Origin of the sequence: Kitasatospora sp. NPDC059327, assembly GCF_042752535.1 — a bacterium.
Lineage (GTDB): Bacteria > Actinomycetota > Actinomycetes > Streptomycetales > Streptomycetaceae > Kitasatospora.
On sequence record NZ_JBHYYB010000080.1, the window covers coordinates 26,009 to 42,123 of the forward strand.

Sequence of the window (16,115 nt, forward strand, 5' to 3'; positions counted from 1 at the left end):
TGCGCCTCCCGGCGGGGCACCGGGACAGTCTGGGGGAGCGGGGCGCCGGGATCCACCGGTTATCCCGGCGGCGGGGTCCGGGACGGCCACGGGCCCGCCGCCGGGCGCCGCCGGGCCCCGGGGCGGCTCAGCGCGGCCCGGTCGCGGCGGTGACGGCCGGCAGGTAGCCGAGGGACTGCCCGTCGGGCGTGGGGTGGAAGGACTCCCAGAGGCGGGGGAGCACGATGCCGGTGATCCACTCCTGTCCGCCGCCGGCGCAGACCCCGTGGCCGTCGAACGCCGTCCGGACGTCGGCGAACGCGAACCCGTGCGCGTCCGCCCGGTCGCGGATCAGCTCGTCCAGTTCGTCGGTGAGCGCGTTGAACCGCACCCGGCGCGCGTCGGTGCCGATCAGGCAGGTGGTGCCGGTGCGCAGCAGGTGCGGGTAGCCGGTGACCACCACCCGGGCGGCCGGGGCGGCGGCCCGTACCGCGTCGTAGAGGCCGGAGAGCCGACCGGGCAGCTCCTCGCGCAGCCGCCGGGCGGACTCGTCCAGGGTCGCGGTGCAGCGGGCCTCGGTGGTCAGCGGCTGGAGACAGTCGGTGGCGGCCCCGGCGAAGCCTAGGTCGTTGCCGCCGACGGTGAGGGTGAGGACGGTGGTGTCCGCGTCGACCCGGGGCAGTTGCCCGCTCCGGACGTCCTCGGTGGTCGCGCCGCCGCACGCGGCGGAGAGGAAGCCGGCGGCGCCGTGGTCGGCGGCCCAGAGTGCCGGGTAGGCGTTGGCGCTGCGGTGGCAGTCACCGGAGGCCGGGTCGTAGGCGCCGGCCGCGACCCCGGCGGCGTAGGAGTCGCCCAGGGCGGCGTACCGGGGCGGGGTGTCGGCGGGCGCGGCGCCGGCGGGGGCGGCGCAGAACAGGAGCGGTACGGCGGCCAGGGCGGCCAGGAAGGGGTGGCGCTGCACGGCGGTTCTCCGGAGTCCGGCGGCCGGGCGCGGTCCGCCTCGGCCCATCGGGCACGGATCGTATCGGAATGGTGACGCACAGTCGTCTCCCGTGCCCGCGCGCCGGGGCGGCGCGATGATGGGGGGAGGGGTCGGACGGCGGGCGTGAGGAGCCGGGCGGATGGACGGACGGTGGTGGATCGGCGTCGGCGCGGTGGTGGCCGCCGGGGCCGCGGCGGTGGTGCTGGCGGCCGTGGCGGCGGGCCGGCGCCTGCCGGTGGAGCATGTGACCGAGGGCGGTCTGGAGCTGTCCCAGCCGCCGGGCGCGGTCTGGGACGTGTTGACCGACATCGACCTCTACCCGGCGTGGCGCCCGGGCCTGTCCCACGTCGAGCGGCTGCCGGCGGGCGTCGGCGGCCGGCCCCGTTGGCGCGAGTACGGGCGGCACGGACACGCCACCTTCGAGGTGGTGGAGAGCGAGGCCCCGCACCGCCTGGTGACCGGGGTGGCCGACCCGGACCTCCCCTGGGGCGGCACCTGGACGCTCGTGCTGACGCCCGCCGGCCGGGGCTGCAGTCTGACGGTCACCGAGCGCGGCGAGGTGTACCAGCCGTTCTACCGGGCCGTCTCGCACTACGGCCCGGGGGAGAGCGCCGGCGTCCGGCGCTACCTGGCCGCCCTCGCGCACCGGATGGCGTAGCCGGGACGGTGCTCGTCACGGCCCGGCGGACCCGGCGCGCCCGCCCGGGCTCAGCGCACCCAGTCGCGCCGGTAGTCGGTCCAGTTCTGCTCGGTGGCGGCGAAGTCGACGTACAGTCCGACGCCGAAGTTCTCCCGGTCGAGGTCGTACCGGCCGAGGCCGAGCCGGATGCCGCGGATTCCGGCGGTCACCGTCTCGGCGTGACCCCAGTGGCCCCACTTGTCGTCCCAGTAGAACGGCAGGCCCATCAGCAGGTCCACGTCCTCGGGGGTGGCCTCCAGGGCCAGCTCGGTCTGGTAGGCGTTGTAGCCCCCGTAGAGGGACTCGGTCGGCATGCTGGAGTCGTAGGTCATCACCGCGATCTGGTCGACCCGGCGGGCGGTCTCGGCGAAGTAGGCCTGGTCCCACCACTTGCCGTGGTCGGTCAGCGCGATGGCGACGTCGTGCTGGTAGGGCAGCGGGTCGATCTGCGGGACGGCCGCCGACAGCCGGGCGCCGCGGCCGGCGGTGACCGGCCGGACCTGGTCCAGCAGCGCGAGCCAGCCCGCGGAGCCGGGGCGGATCGGTTCCATGTCGAAGTGCACCCCGTCGAAGCCGAGGTCCAGCACCTGGCGGGCGGAGGCGGTGACCCGGTCCCGGGTCGGCGCGTCCTCCAGGTCCAGGGCGTCCTTCTCGGGCTTGACCTCGTCACCCAGCCAGCTCTGCACCCGGATGCCGGGCAGCGCCCGGTGGGCCGCCTCGGTGAACCACCGGGCGCGGGGGTGGACGGCCGGCGGCAGCGAGCCGTCGTGCTCCAGCGGGCCGGTGTGGACGTAGAGGTCGCGCACGCCCGTCCCGGCGAGCCGCCGGGCGAGGTCGGCGACATCGGCGTCACCCTTCCGGCCGTCCACCCAGGCGTGACCCAGCCAGACGACGTCCTTGCCGCGGGTGCGGGCCTCGGGGGAGGGGTCGCCGACGTACTGCAGCCGCAGCGCGAGCGCCGCCGAGCCGACCGGCAGTACGGCGACGGCGGCCACGACCAGTGCCACCGCGAGGGTCCGGCGCCACCGCGACCACCGTCGCCAGCGCGTTCGCAGGGCTCGTGACGGCGCCCCCAGGGCCCGTCCGAACCGTCGGATCCGTGCACCGGTCCCCGTCATGCAGTCGCTCCCCCCGTGCGGCCGAGTGCTCAGGATACGAAATGCTCCACCGGTGCACGCCACCGGCCGGATACCCTGGCCACGTGCGTGCCCGATTCAGCGGGTGCGCAAAGCCGACAGCCGTCGCACCCAGGGAGAAGCCCCATGGCCACTGCAGCCGACCCGTCCATCACTCAGCAGAGCCGCGCGAACGCGCTGCGTGAGGCGCTCGCCACCAGGGTGGTGGTGGCCGACGGGGCGATGGGAACCATGCTCCAGGCCCAGGACCCGAGCCTGGAGGACTTCCAGAACCTGGAAGGCTGCAACGAGGTCCTCAACGTCACCCGGCCCGACATCGTCCGCTCCGTCCACGACGCGTACTTCGCGGTGGGTGTGGACTGCGTGGAGACCAACACCTTCGGCGCCAACTTCTCGGCGCTCGGCGAGTACGACATCCCCGAGCGGATCTTCGAGCTCTCCGAGGCGGGTGCCGCGATCGCTCGCGCGGCCGCCGACTCCTTCGACGACGGCCGCACCCGCTGGGTCCTGGGCTCGATCGGCCCCGGGACCAAGCTGCCCACCCTCGGCCACGCCCCGTACGAGGTCCTGCGCGACGGCTTCCAGCTGAACGCGGCCGGCCTGATCGCGGGTGGCGCCGACGCGCTGCTGGTGGAGACCAGCCAGGACCTGCTGCAGACCAAGGCCGCGATCCTGGGTTCGAAGCGGGCGCTCGCCGAGGCCGGGCTGGACCTGCCGGTGCTCGTCCAGGTGACGGTCGAGACCACCGGCACCATGCTGCTCGGCTCGGAGATCGGCGCGGCGCTGACCGCCCTGGAGCCGCTGGGCGTCGACTACATCGGCCTGAACTGCGCGACCGGCCCGGCCGAGATGAGCGAGCACCTGCGCTACCTCGCCAAGAACGCGAAGATCGGTCTGTCCTGCATGCCGAACGCGGGCCTGCCGGTGCTGGGCAAGGACGGCGCCCACTACCCGCTGTCCCCGGCCGAGCTGGCCGAGGCGCACGACGTCTTCACCCGCGAGTACGGCCTCTCGCTGGTCGGCGGCTGCTGCGGTACCACGCCCGAGCACCTGCGCCAGGTGGTCGAGCGCGTCCAGGGCCGTCCGGTCGTCGCCCGCGACCCGCGCCCGGAGCCCTCGGCGGCCTCGCTGTACCAGGCGGTGCCGTTCCGTCAGGACACCTCGTACCTGGCGATCGGCGAGCGCACCAACGCCAACGGCTCGAAGAAGTTCCGCGACTCGATGCTGGCCGGCGACTGGCAGGCCTGCGTGGAGATCGCCCGTGAGCAGATCCGGGACGGCTCCCACCTGCTGGACCTCTGCGTGGACTACGTCGGCCGCGACGGCGTCGCCGACATGAAGGAGATCGCCGGCCGGCTGGCGACCGCCTCCACCCTGCCGATCGTGCTGGACTCCACCGAGCCGGACGTGCTGCGGGCGGGCCTGGAGGCGCTCGGCGGCCGCGCGCTGCTCAACTCGGTCAACTACGAGGACGGCGACGGCCCGGACACCCGGTTCGGGCGGATCGCCTCGCTGGCCCGCGAGCACGGGGCCGGCCTGATCGCCCTCACCATCGACGAGGACGGCCAGGCCCGGACGGCCGAGACCAAGGTCGCCATCGCCGAGCGCCTGATCGCCCAGCTCACCACCGAGTACGGCATCGACGAGGGCTCGATCCTGGTCGACTGCCTGGCCTTCACCCTGGGCACCGGCCAGGAGGAGTCCCGCCGGGACGGCATCGAGACCATCGAGGCGATCCGCGAGCTCAAGCGCCGCCACCCGGACGTGCAGACCACCCTGGGCCTGTCCAACATCTCCTTCGGGCTGAGCCCGGCCGCCCGCATGGTGATCAACTCGGTCTTCCTGAACGAGTGCGTCGAGGCCGGCCTGGACTCCGCGATCGTGCACGCCTCCAAGATCCTGCCGGTGGCCCGGATCCCCGAGGACCAGCGCGAGGTCGCCCTCGACCTGGTCTACGACCGCCGCAGCGAGGGCTACGACCCGCTGCAGAAGCTGCTCCAGCTCTTCGAGGGCGTCTCCTCGACCTCGATGAAGGCGTCCAAGGCGGAGGAGCTGGCGGCGCTGCCGCTGGAGGAGCGCCTCCAGCGCCGGATCATCGACGGCGAGCGCAACGGCCTGGAGGCGGACCTGGACGAGGCGCTGACGGAGCGTCCGGCGCTGGAGATCGTCAACGGCACGCTGCTGGCCGGCATGAAGGTGGTCGGCGAGCTGTTCGGCTCCGGCCAGATGCAGCTGCCGTTCGTGCTGCAGTCCGCCGAGGTGATGAAGACCGCGGTGGCCCACCTGGAGCCGCACATGGAGAAGTCCGACGACGAGGGCAAGGGCACCATCGTGCTCGCCACCGTCAAGGGCGACGTCCACGACATCGGCAAGAACCTGGTCGACATCATCCTGTCCAACAACGGCTACACCGTGGTCAACCTGGGCATCAAGCAGCCGGTCTCGGCGATCCTGGACGCCGCCCAGGAGCACCGGGCGGACGTGATCGGGATGTCCGGCCTGCTGGTCAAGTCCACCGTGATCATGAAGGAGAACCTGCAGGAGCTGAACCAGCGCAAGCTGGCCGCCGACTACCCGGTGATCCTCGGCGGTGCCGCGCTCACCCGCGCCTACGTCGAGCAGGACCTGCACGAGATCTACGAGGGCGAGGTCCGCTACGCCCGGGACGCCTTCGAGGGCCTGCGGCTGATGGACGCGCTGATCGCGGTCAAGCGCGGCGTGCCCGGCGCCACCCTGCCGGAGCTCAAGCAGCGCCGGCACGCCCGGGTGGAGGTCGAGGAGCCGGAGGAGGTCAACCTCGGCCAGATCCGCTCGGACGTCTCGGTCGACAACACCGTGCCGACCCCGCCGTTCTGGGGCGACCGGATCGTCAAGGGCGTCCCGTTCGCCGACTACGCCTCCTGGCTGGACGAGGATGCGCTGTTCAAGGGGCAGTGGGGCCTGAAGGCCGCCCGCAGTGGCGACGGCCCCTCGTACGAGGAGCTGGTGGAGACCGAGGGCCGGCCGCGGCTGCGGATGTGGCTGGACCGGCTGCAGACCGAGGGCTGGCTGGAGGCGGCCGTGGTCTACGGCTACTACCCCGCCAACTCCAAGGGCGACGACCTGATCGTCTTCAACGAGGACGGCACCGAGCGGACCCGCTTCACCTTCCCGCGCCAGCGGCGCGGGCGCCGGCTCTGCCTGGCCGACTACTTCCGTCCGGAGGAGTCGGGCGCCAAGGACGTGGTGGGCCTGCAGGTGGTCACCATGGGCAACCGGATCTCCGAGGCGGCCAACGAGCTGTTCGCCAACAACTCCTACCGCGACTACCTGGAGCTGCACGGGCTCTCGGTGCAGCTGGCCGAGGCGCTGGCCGAGTTCTGGCACGCCCGGGTCCGCTTCGAGCTGGGCTTCTCCGGTGAGGACCCGCAGGACGTCAAGGACATGTTCGCGCTGAAGTACCGGGGCGCCCGCTTCTCGCTCGGCTACGGCGCCTGCCCGGAGCTGGAGGACCGCGCCAAGATCGCCGAGCTGCTGCGGCCCGAGCGGATCGGCGTGGTGCTGTCGGAGGAGTTCCAGCTGCACCCCGAGCAGTCCACCGACGCGATCGTGATCCACCACCCGGAGGCCACGTACTTCAACGCGCGGTAACCCCCGCGTCGCGCACCGTTCGCCCTTTTCCGCGAGGCGGGGCGTATCCTGGATCATCCTGAACGGGCCGGTCCGCTCACCAGCGGGCCGGCCCGTGCCATCCCCAGGGGCGGTCGCCCCGGGGCACGGACGGAAGGACCCCGCCATGACCACCATCTCCACCGCCACCCGCGCCCTCGACCACAACGAGGGCCGGGGCCTGCAGGCGGTGCTGCTGGACATGGACGGGACCCTGGTGGACACCGAGAACTTCTGGTGGCAGGCCGAGGCCTCGCTCTTCGCCGAGCTGGGCTACACGCTGGACGAGAACGACCGGTCCCACGTGGTCGGCGGCCCGATGAGCCGGGTGATCGACTACCTGCTGGCCACCACCGGGGTGGACCTCGCGCCGGCCGACCTGACCGTCCTGATCAACCAGCGCTTCGTGGATCTGCTGGGCGGCGGCGTGCCGCTCATGCCGGGCGCCGAGCGGCTCCTCAACACCCTTGCCGCCCACGGCGTTCCGGCCGCCCTGGTGTCCGCCTCGCACCGGCACGTGATCGACATCGTGCTGCGGTCGCTGGGCGCCCACCACTTCGCCTTCACGGTCGCCGGGGACGAGGTGCCGCGCACCAAGCCGCACCCGGACCCGTACCTGGAGGCGGCGCGCCGGCTGGGGGCGGAGCCGTCCCGCTGCGTGGTGGTGGAGGACGCCCCGACCGGGGTCCGCGCGGCCGAGGCGGCGGGCTGCCCGGTGATCGCGGTGCCGTCGGTGGCGGCGATCGAGCCGGCCCCCGGCCGGCTCGTGCTGCCCTCGCTGGAGCGTGTCGATCTTGAGCTGCTCCGCTCGCTGGTCGCCTCGCGAGTGTGATTGTCGTCTCATTGCGGAGGGGTCTTACCGACCGGTACGTGGCCGGTGCCGTCCGCTCATGGCACGCCCTCGGGGAGAAATCGGGCATTGCCTGACAACTCGTCGAGCGGCCGCGATCGCACCGTCCCCTCGTGTCCCAACTGTCACTTGTACGGGTATCGGTGGTGTGTGTTCGATATGGCACGCTACTCCAGTTCGTTCCCCACCCCCGAGCCATGCCACCGCCGCTGACGGGCAACCCCGTCCTGCCCGCGGTCGTACGGCGCCCGGTCCGTGCGCGACCTCCACGACCCCGGAGGACCAACCGAGCGCGGGCCGCCGGCCCCCCGGCTGGACCGCACCCGAAGGACGCGACCCGTGAAGACTTCAGCTGAACGACTGGCAGCGCTCGGCTGCGCCGGCCTGGTGGCCGTCTCGGTGGCCGGCTGCGGCTCGGTCACCGACGCCGTCAAGGGGGGCGGCGACAAGGCGATCACGATGGGCACCACCTCGGTCACCAACGTGCTGGACCCGGCCGGCGCGTACGACGCCGGCTCCTGGCTGCTGCTGCGCAACACCTTCCAGTCGCTGCTGTCCTACCCGGCCGCCTCCAGCACCCCCGGCCCCGACGCCGCGCAGTCCTGCGAGTTCACCGCGGGCGAGGCCACCCACTACCACTGCACGCTCAAGAGCGGCCTGAAGTTCTCCAACGGCCACGCGCTCACCGCCGCCGACGTCGTCCACTCCATCGAGCGGACGAAGAAGATCGCCGACCCGAGCGGCCCGGCGGGCCTGCTGGAGTCGATCAAGTCGGTCGAGGCCAAGGGCGACGCCGAGGTGCTCTTCCACCTCTCCGCGCCCGACGCGACCCTCCCCGCGAAGCTCGCGGGCCCGGCCGGTGCCATCGTCGACCAGGAGGTCTTCCCGGCCGACAAGCTGCTGTCCAACGACAAGCTGGTCGGCTCCGGCCCGTACAAGATCGACTCGATCGAGACCACGGCCGTCGAGGGCGGCGCCAAGGTCCCCGGCAAGGTCGCGCTGTCCCCCAACGACAAGTACACCGGCGACGCCAAGCTCCGGAACAAGAAGTTCACCCTCCGGTACTTCGACAAGCCGGCCGAGCTGAAGGCCGCGCTCGACAAGGGCGACATCGACCTGGCCGACAACAGCCTGGAGCCCAACACCGCGGCCCAGGTCCTGGCCGACCAGCAGGGCGGCAAGAGCGACCTGCAGGTCGTCGAGGGCGACAGCAACGACACCCGCTACCTGGTCTTCAACACCAAGGACGCGACCGGCGGCAACGTCGCCGTCCGGCAGGCCGCCGCCCAGCTGGTCGACCGCAAGTCGCTCGCCCGCGACGTCTTCGCGCGCACCGTCCAGCCGCTCTACTCGATGGTCCCGGCCGGCGTCGCCGGCCACAACACCGCCTTCTTCGACAAGTACGGCGACCAGGACGTCAACAAGGCCAAGGCGATCCTGACCGCGGCCAAGGTCCCGGTGCCGGTCAAGCTGACCCTCACCTGGTCGCGCTCGCGCGCCGAGGGCGCCGAGGCCGACGCGCTGAAGAAGCAGCTGGAGAACGGCGGCCTCTTCCAGGTGACCGTCCAGCACGAGGCGGACTGGGAGGTCTACAAGAAGGGCTGGGTCGAGGGCAAGTACCAGGCCTACACGATCGGTTGGTTCGCCGACTACCCGGACGCGGACAACTACGTCGCGCCGCTGGTCGTCGACGGCGGTGCCTACCACCACGGCTGGGACGACGCGCGGATCAGCCAGAAGCTGGTGCCCGAGAGCCTCAAGCAGGCCGACCGCGCGGCGGCCGCCGCCACCTACGCGCAGATCCAGGGCATCGTCGCCGAGAACGCGCCGCTGATCCCGCTGTTCCAGAACAAGGCCTTCTTCGCGTCGCGTTCGAACATCACCGGCGTGGAGTCGACCGTCGACACCACCGGCTTCTTCCGCTTCTGGGAGATCGGCCGCCTCGGCAAGTGACCCGGTCCACCGGGTGACCCTCAGCACGGTGGCCCGTCCACTCCCCCCAGGGTGCAAGGGGAGCGGACGGGCCACCGTCATGTTCCGGTCCGGCCGGGCTCAGAGCGCGCCGGGGCGCACCAGCCCGCTCTCGTAGGCGTACACCGCCGCCTGCACCCGGTCGCGCAGCTGGAGCTTGGTCAGCACATGGCCGACGTGCGTCTTCACCGTGGTCTCGCTGACGAACAGCTCCGCCGCGATCTCCGCGTTGGACAGCCCGCGCGCCACCAGCTTCAGCACCTCCAGCTCACGCTCGGTCAGCGCGTTGAGCGCCTGCGGCGGCGCGTCCTCGCCCGAGGGCAGCTTGGTGGCGTACATGTCCAGCAGCCGCCGGGTGATGCTCGGCGCCAGCATCGCCGCGCCGTCCGCGACCACCCGGATCGCCTGCACCAGCTCCTCGGCCGGCACGTCCTTCAGCAGGAAGCCGCTGGCGCCCGCGCGCAGTGCCTCCACCACGTACTCGTCCAGGTCGAAGGTGGTCAGCACGAGCACCTTCGCCGGGCCGTCCCGACCCGGGCCGGCGATCCGGCGGGTCGCCTCCACGCCGTCCATCCGGGGCATCCGGATGTCCATCAGCACCACGTCGGGCTGCAGCGCCCGGACCTGGTCCAGCGCCTGCTGGCCGTCGCCGGCCTCACCGACCACCACTAGGTCGGCCTCGGCCTCCAGGATCATCCGGAAACCGGTGCGAAGCAGCGGCTGGTCGTCGACCAGCAGCACTCGGATCGTCACCTAGGACTCCTTGCTCATCGGATCCCCCGTGGGATCGTCCTCGTCAGACGTACGGGCCAGCGGCAGCGGGTACGGCGGGGGAGTGCCGCCGAACTCCGGGCAGCTGGCCTGGTGGTCGCACCAGTCGCAGAGCCGGTTGCGGGTCGCGGGGAAGTCTCCGGTGGCCACGGCCTCGGCGATCCGCTCCCAGAGGGCCTGCAACTTGCGCTCCACCGCGAGCAGGTCCGCCTCGTCCGGGTCGTAGCTGACCACGTCCCCGCCCCCGCCGAGGTAGACCAGCTGCAGCCGCTTGGGGATCACGCCCTTCCACCGCCACACCACCAGCGCGTAGAACTTCATCTGGAACATCGCCTTGCCCTCGAAGTCCCGCGAGGGCGCCCGGCCGGTCTTGTAGTCCACCAGCCGCACCTCCCCGGTGGGCGCGACGTCGACCCGGTCGATGTACCCGCGCAGCAGCAGCCCCGACTCCAGGGCCGTCTCCACGTACAGCTCCCGCTCCACCGGGTGCAGCCGGGTCGGGTCCTCCAGCCGGAACCAGCGCTCGACGAGCTTCTCGGCGTCCGCCAGCCAGCGGGTCAGCGCCGCGCCGTCCGGGTCCTCCGGGAACAGCGAGACCAGCTCCGGGCGCTCGCCCAGCAGCCGCTCCCACTGCGGCCGCAGCAGGCCCAGCGCGCGCTCCGGGGTCCGGTCGGCCGCCGGGCTGTCGAACAGCCGCTCCAGCACCGCGTGCACCAGCGTGCCCCTGGTCGCCGCCGCGCTCGGCGGCTCCGGCAGCTTGTCGATGACGCGCAGCCGGTACAGCAGCGGGCAGGTCAGGAAGTCCCCCGCGCGGGACGGGGACAGCCCGGTCGGCGGTGCCGGGGGACGCGCCGGGGCCGCGACGGCGCTGCTGGTGTCGGTCTGCTGCATACCCCGACCCTATTGCCCCGAACTGTCATCCCGCTGCCACGGTGCTGCCACACCGCCCTCCCAGTGGGTATGAACCCTGCGAGAGGGGCGAGCGACGGTACCCGGCGCCGATCACGTAGCGTGGGCGGACCGGCGTACGGCGCACGAGCGGTGGACCGACCGAAGGGATCACGGTGAGCGACAGCAGCGGTCGGCAGACCTCCGACCGGCCACCGCAGGACGGCGGTGCCCGGCCGGGCCCCCGGCCGCCCGACGGGCCGGACCGGCGCAGCGGCATCCTGATGGGCCGCCCGTTCGGCGTGCCGGTCTACGTCACCCCCTCCTGGTTCGTCATCGCCGCGCTGATCACCTGGGTCTTCGGCGGCCAGCTGGAACACGTCCTGCCCGGGCTCGGCGCGACCCGCTACCTGGTCGCGTTCTTCTTCGCGGTCGCCTTCTACGGCTCCGTCCTGATCCACGAACTCGCCCACACCGTGGTCGCGCTCCGCTACCGGCTCGGGGTCCGCCGGATCCGGCTGCAGTTCCTCGGCGGCGTCTCCGAGATCGAGAAGGAGGCCGAGAGCCCCTGGCGGGAGTTCTGGCTGGCCTTCGTCGGCCCGCTGCTCTCCCTGGTGCTCGGCGGCGTCTTCTACCTCGGGGGCCAGGCCGTCGAGCTCTCCAGCGTCCCCGGAGTGCTGCTCACCGGTCTGATGGTCTCCAACCTCGTCGTCGCCGCCTTCAACCTGCTGCCCGGGCTCCCGCTGGACGGCGGACGGATGCTGCGGGCCGTCGTCTGGGCCGTCACCGGCCGGCCGATGGCCGGCACCGTCGCCGCCGCCTGGGTCGGCCGCGCGCTGGCCGTCGCCGTCCTGATCGGCCTCCCGCTGCTCGGCGCCGCCCGCGGCGTCGAGCGCACCACCACCGACACCCTGGTCGACGCGGTGCTGGCCGCCGTCCTCGCGGTGATCATCTGGAACGGCGCCGGCGCCGGCGTGCACCAGGCCCGGCTCAAGGAGGTCCTGCCCGGTCTGCGGCTGCGCGACCTCGTCCGCCGGGTCGTCGAGGTCACCGCCGACACCCCGCTCGGCGAGGCCCTGCGCCAGGTCGGCGAGGCGCAGGCCGGGGCCCTCGTCGTGATCGACGGCCGCGGCGAGCCGATCGGCCTGGTCCGCGAGTCCCAGGTCCGCGAGATCCCCGAGCACCGCCGCCCCTGGGTCGCCGTCGGCGCGCTGTCCCGCGACCTCGAACCGGGCCTGCGGCTGCCCGTCGACCTCGCCGGCGAGGACCTGCTGAGCGCCCTCCAGGCCAGCCCGGCCACCGAGTACCTGGTCGTGGAGCCCGACGGCCGGGTCTACGGCGTGGCCACGCTCAGCGACATCGAGCAGCGGCTGACCGCCGCCATCGCCGGCCGGTGATCATCGTGGTCGGCCGGAGCGCCCGCTTCCCTTAAGATTGTCCGCATGTCCGAACCGACCGGTGCCACCCGCCGACGCGGGCCCTTCCAGGTCGGGGACCAGGTCCAGCTGACCGACCCGAAGGGCCGCCACTACACGTTCACGCTCCAGGCCGGGAACCAGTTCCACACCCACAAGGGTGCGTTCCCGCACGACGAGCTGATCGGCGCCCCCGAGGGCACGGTCGTGCGCACGACGGGGAACGTCCCGTACCTCGCGCTGCGCCCCCTGCTCCCCGACTACGTCCTGTCCATGCCGCGCGGCGCCGCCGTGATCTACCCCAAGGACGCGGGGCAGATCCTGGCGATGGCCGACATCTTCGCCGGCGCCCGCGTCGTCGAGGCCGGCGTCGGCTCCGGCGCGCTCTCCACGTACCTGCTGCGTGCCGTCGGCGACACCGGCATGCTGGCCTCCTACGAGCGCCGGCAGGACTTCGCCGACATCGCCCAGGGCAACGTCGAGCGCTACTTCGGCGGGCCCCACCCGGCGTGGAAGCTCACCGTGGGCGACCTCCAGGACAACCTGGTCGAGTCCGACGTGGACCGCGTCATCCTCGACATGCTGGCCCCCTGGGAGTGTCTGGACGTCGCCTCCAAGGCGCTCGTCCCCGGCGGTCTGATCTGCTGCTACGTGGCCACCACCACGCAGATGTCGAAGACCGTCGAGGCGCTGCGCGACCACGGCACCTTCACCGAGCCGCAGGCCTGGGAGACCATGGTCCGCACCTGGCACCTGGAGGGCCTGGCCGTCCGCCCGGACCACCGGATGATCGGGCACACCGGCTTCCTGCTGACCTCCCGTCGCCTCGCCGACGGCGTCGAGCCGCCCCTGCGCCGCCGCCGTCCGGCCAAGGGCGCGTACGGCGAGGACTACGACAACGGCACGCCCGAGCCGAGCCTCCAGGAGCGCGCCGCCGCCCGGGCCGCCGCCCGCGCGGGCGACGGCGAGCAGCCGGACCTCGGCTGACGGTACGTCGCCAAGGGGTGGTACCACGGGTTTCGCGCCCGGGTACCACCCCTTCGTGCTACCGGCGCACCCGGGCCGCCTCCGGCTCACCCCGGTGTGGGACGATGCTCGCTCACACCGACCCACTGGAGGGGAACGCCTGGTGGAGACCGCGGTCACGGCGACGGTTGAGCAGCAGACACCGCAGGCCCGCAGCGGGCCCGGACACGCCCGGTCGGCCCCCTGGCACTGGGCCCTCGCGATCGGCGGCTGCGCCGCCGTGGTGGCCACCGCGCTCGCCGCGGACCCGGCGACCGGCACGCCGAAACCCGCCCGTCCCACCGTCAAGGCCCTCCCGGCCGCCGCCGCGCCCGATCCGGCCAAGGCCGAACTCCCGCTGGACTGCGGACCGTTCCCGGTCAAGATATCCGTCAGTTTCGCCGCCGACCTCGGCGACGGCCGGCCCGGCACCGTCGCCGCCGCGCACTGCGCGGCCGAGAACGGCACTCCGCCGGACGCCGTCTACCTGCTCGCCCCCGGCGCCGACGGCCGGCCCGCCGTGGTGGCCACCCTGCTCTCCGAACGCGAGAACCTCACCGTCGGCCGGCTCGGCCTGCGCAGCGACGGCGTCATCACCGGCCACGCGCAGGGGTACTCCAGCGACGACGTGCCGCGGTTCAGCCCGGACATCTCACTGGACCTCACCTGGACGCGCGGGAGCGGCGGCTGGAACCGGTCCCAGACCGCCGCTCCGCTGGCGCAGGCCTGAGGGGGGCTGTCGCCTCGCCCCTCGGGCAGTGTCTTCGCCCGCTCGCCTCCGGGCCGCTCGACCCGGTGCCGACGGTCGGCGCTCCGACGACACTCGTCCCTCGCGTCGTCCTCGCTTGCCCTCCTGGCCGCCATCGGGCAGGAGGGGCCCACTCTTTCGGCAGCCGGCGCGGCCCTTCGGCTCGGGGTGTCCCGGCGCCGGCGCGGGGCTAGTCGGCGTCCGGGCCGTAGACCTCGGCCCGGTCGGAGACCCGGCGGACGTGGATGCAGTCGCCCGGGCAGTCCTTCACCGAGTCGACCACGTCCTGAAGCAGCGTCAGCGGCACCGGCACGGTCTCGCCGGGCTGCTGGCGCAGTTCGTCGTCCGAGCCCTTCACGTAGGCGAGGCCGTCGATGTCGAGTTCGAAGACCTCGGGCGCGTACTGCGCGCAGATGCCGTCGCCGGTGCACAGATCCTGGTCGATCCACACCTCCAGCGCCTCGCCGGCCGTCGCCTCTTCGGTCACCGACATGGTCCCCTGCCTTTTTTGTCCCGGGTCGCCCCTTATTGGGAGGCAATCCCGCCATTCGTACAACGATCTGACCGCGACCCGCGGTCCCGATCGGATATCGACCTGTTCGACGATACATCTGGTCGGCTTTGGGTGGTGCGCGCTGGGTATCTCCTTAGCAGAGGGGAAGCACGCGAGGGCGAAGATCGGACACGCCCGTTCCATCTTTCTTGATCTAGGGGTTTACGGACCCCTGGTCCCAGGTAGGGTCTGGAAGCGTCCAGCTCCCCGGAGGAGGTGAGGACCGTGGCAGCCCACGATGACGACTACAACCGCAGCACCGGCAGGCCCGCTCGTGGTTCCGACGAGGCCGCTCAGGTCTCGTACCTTGAGCAGGAAATCGCCGTGCTGCGCCGCAAGCTCGCCGACTCGCCGCGCAATTCGAGAATCCTCGAAGAGCGGATCGTCGAGCTCCAGACCAACCTGGCCGGCGCGTCCGCCCAGAACGAACGGCTCGCCTCCACCCTGCGTGAGGCCCGCGACCAGATCGTGGCCCTCAAGGAGGAAGTGGACCGGCTGGCACAGCCCCCGGCCGGATTCGGCACCTTCCTCAGCCAGAACGAGGACGGCACCGCCGACATCTTCACCGGGGGGCGCAAGCTCCGCGTGAACGTCAGCCCCACCGTCGACCTCGACGAGCTGCGGCGCGGCCAGGAGGTGATGCTCAACGAGGCCCTCAACATCGTGGACGCGATGGCCTTCGAGCGCATCGGCGACATCGTCACCCTCAAGGAGGTCCTGGAGGACGGCGAGCGCGCCCTGGTCGTCGGTCACACGGACGAGGAGCGGGTGGTCCGGCTCGCCGAACCGCTGCGCGAGCTCACCATCCGGGCGGGGGACGCGCTGCTGCTCGAACCCCGTTCGGGCTACGTGTACGAGGTCGTGCCGAAGTCCGAGGTCGAGGAACTGGTCCTCGAAGAGGTCCCGGACATCGACTACCGCCAGATCGGCGGCCTCAGCAACCAGATCGAGCTGATCCGCGACGCGGTCGAGCTGCCCTACCTGCACGCCGAGCTCTTCAAGGAGTACGAGCTGCGCCCGCCCAAGGGCGTGCTGCTCTACGGCCCGCCCGGCTGCGGCAAGACGCTCATCGCCAAGGCGGTGGCCAACTCGCTCGCCAAGAAGGTCGCCGAGGTCACCGGCCGGCCGCAGGGCAAGAGCTACTTCCTCAACATCAAGGGCCCCGAGCTGCTCAACAAGTACGTCGGCGAGACCGAGCGGCAGATCCGCCTGGTCTTCCAGCGGGCCCGGGAGAAGGCGAGCGAGGGCACCCCCGTCATCGTCTTCTTCGACGAGATGGAGTCGCTCTTCCGCACCCGCGGCTCGGGTGTCAGCTCGGACGTGGAGAACACCATCGTCCCCCAGCTGCTCGCCGAGATCGACGGCGTGGAGGGCCTGGAGAACGTCATCGTCATCGGCGCCTCGAACCGCGAGGACATGATCGACCCGGCGATCCTGCGGCCCGGCCGCCTGGACGTCAAGATCAAGATCGAGCGCCCGGACGCCGAGGC

At 72.3% G+C, this 16,115-nt stretch carries 13 protein-coding genes; 8 read left to right on the plus strand and 5 right to left on the minus strand.

What is annotated here, in order from left to right:
• Nucleotides 1-127: 127 nt before the first annotated feature.
• A complete protein-coding gene (locus ACFXHB_RS33855; protein WP_380578894.1) occupies nucleotides 128-940 on the minus strand; it encodes an SGNH/GDSL hydrolase family protein in 813 nt (270 codons plus the stop codon).
• A gap of 160 nt (nucleotides 941-1,100) precedes the next feature.
• Between ACFXHB_RS33855 and ACFXHB_RS33860 the strand changes: the two genes are divergently transcribed.
• Nucleotides 1,101-1,619 (plus strand): SRPBCC domain-containing protein, encoded by a 519-nt coding sequence (locus ACFXHB_RS33860; protein WP_380578896.1) that lies wholly within the window; start codon nucleotides 1,101-1,103, stop codon nucleotides 1,617-1,619.
• 50 nt (nucleotides 1,620-1,669) lie between these two features.
• On the opposite strand, the gene ACFXHB_RS33865 is transcribed toward ACFXHB_RS33860, so the two are convergent.
• On the minus strand, nucleotides 1,670-2,647 hold the full coding sequence (locus ACFXHB_RS33865; RefSeq protein ID WP_380578898.1) for a glycoside hydrolase family 18 protein: 978 nt from the start codon (nucleotides 2,645-2,647) through the stop codon (nucleotides 1,670-1,672).
• Between the two features lie 255 nt (nucleotides 2,648-2,902).
• Here ACFXHB_RS33865 and metH point away from each other — a divergent pair, with 255 nt between their 5' ends.
• From metH to ACFXHB_RS33880, 3 genes are all read left to right on the plus strand, one after another.
• Nucleotides 2,903-6,406, plus strand: coding sequence for a methionine synthase (gene metH, locus ACFXHB_RS33870; protein ID WP_380578900.1), 3,504 nt, complete (start codon nucleotides 2,903-2,905; stop codon nucleotides 6,404-6,406).
• 145 nt (nucleotides 6,407-6,551) lie between these two features.
• Nucleotides 6,552-7,256, plus strand: a complete 705-nt coding sequence (locus ACFXHB_RS33875; RefSeq protein ID WP_380578902.1) for an HAD family hydrolase — start codon at nucleotides 6,552-6,554, stop codon at nucleotides 7,254-7,256.
• Between the two features lie 357 nt (nucleotides 7,257-7,613).
• Nucleotides 7,614-9,227: an ABC transporter substrate-binding protein gene (locus tag ACFXHB_RS33880; RefSeq protein ID WP_380578904.1), complete on the plus strand. Its 1,614-nt coding sequence runs from the start codon at nucleotides 7,614-7,616 to the stop codon at nucleotides 9,225-9,227.
• 99 nt (nucleotides 9,228-9,326) lie between these two features.
• Here the strand turns inward: ACFXHB_RS33880 and ACFXHB_RS33885 are convergent, their stop codons facing one another.
• A complete protein-coding gene (locus ACFXHB_RS33885) occupies nucleotides 9,327-9,998 on the minus strand; it encodes a response regulator (RefSeq protein ID WP_380578906.1) in 672 nt (223 codons plus the stop codon).
• Complete coding sequence (locus ACFXHB_RS33890; RefSeq protein WP_380578910.1) at nucleotides 9,999-10,907, minus strand: RecB family exonuclease; 909 nt, start codon at nucleotides 10,905-10,907, stop codon at nucleotides 9,999-10,001.
• A 167-nt stretch (nucleotides 10,908-11,074) separates the two neighbouring features.
• On the opposite strand from ACFXHB_RS33890, the gene ACFXHB_RS33895 reads away from it, so the two are divergent.
• The 3 genes from ACFXHB_RS33895 (at nucleotide 11,075) to ACFXHB_RS33905 (ending at nucleotide 14,054) form a co-directional block, all read left to right on the plus strand.
• Nucleotides 11,075-12,301, plus strand: a complete 1,227-nt coding sequence (locus ACFXHB_RS33895; RefSeq protein WP_380578922.1) for a site-2 protease family protein — start codon at nucleotides 11,075-11,077, stop codon at nucleotides 12,299-12,301.
• Nucleotides 12,302-12,346: 45 nt separating this feature from the next.
• A complete protein-coding gene (locus ACFXHB_RS33900; protein WP_380578912.1) occupies nucleotides 12,347-13,306 on the plus strand; it encodes a tRNA (adenine-N1)-methyltransferase in 960 nt (319 codons plus the stop codon).
• Between the two features lie 142 nt (nucleotides 13,307-13,448).
• On the plus strand, nucleotides 13,449-14,054 hold the full coding sequence (locus ACFXHB_RS33905; RefSeq protein ID WP_380578914.1) for a hypothetical protein: 606 nt from the start codon (nucleotides 13,449-13,451) through the stop codon (nucleotides 14,052-14,054).
• 208 nt (nucleotides 14,055-14,262) lie between these two features.
• Here ACFXHB_RS33905 and ACFXHB_RS33910 read toward each other — a convergent pair whose 3' ends face one another.
• Entirely contained in the window at nucleotides 14,263-14,565 is a 303-nt protein-coding gene (locus ACFXHB_RS33910; protein WP_380578916.1) for a ferredoxin, read from the minus strand.
• Between the two features lie 285 nt (nucleotides 14,566-14,850).
• Between ACFXHB_RS33910 and arc the strand changes: the two genes are divergently transcribed.
• Nucleotides 14,851-16,115, plus strand: a 1,265-nt coding sequence (gene arc, locus ACFXHB_RS33915) for a proteasome ATPase (RefSeq protein ID WP_380578918.1), incomplete at its 3' end; no start/stop codon positions are given.

Bases quoted from the DNA above. Each gene is read 5' to 3' on its own strand.
- metH (WP_380578900.1), top strand. From the start codon at position 2,903: ATGGCCACTGCAGCCGACCCGTCCATCACTCAGCAGAGCCGCGCGAAC.
- ACFXHB_RS33900 (WP_380578912.1), top strand. From the start codon at position 12,347: ATGTCCGAACCGACCGGTGCCACCCGCCGACGCGGGCCCTTCCAGGTC.
- ACFXHB_RS33890 (WP_380578910.1), bottom strand. From the start codon at position 10,907: ATGCAGCAGACCGACACCAGCAGCGCCGTCGCGGCCCCGGCGCGTCCC.
- ACFXHB_RS33860 (WP_380578896.1), top strand. From the start codon at position 1,101: ATGGACGGACGGTGGTGGATCGGCGTCGGCGCGGTGGTGGCCGCCGGG.
- ACFXHB_RS33875 (WP_380578902.1), top strand. From the start codon at position 6,552: ATGACCACCATCTCCACCGCCACCCGCGCCCTCGACCACAACGAGGGC.
- ACFXHB_RS33910 (WP_380578916.1), bottom strand. From the start codon at position 14,565: ATGTCGGTGACCGAAGAGGCGACGGCCGGCGAGGCGCTGGAGGTGTGG.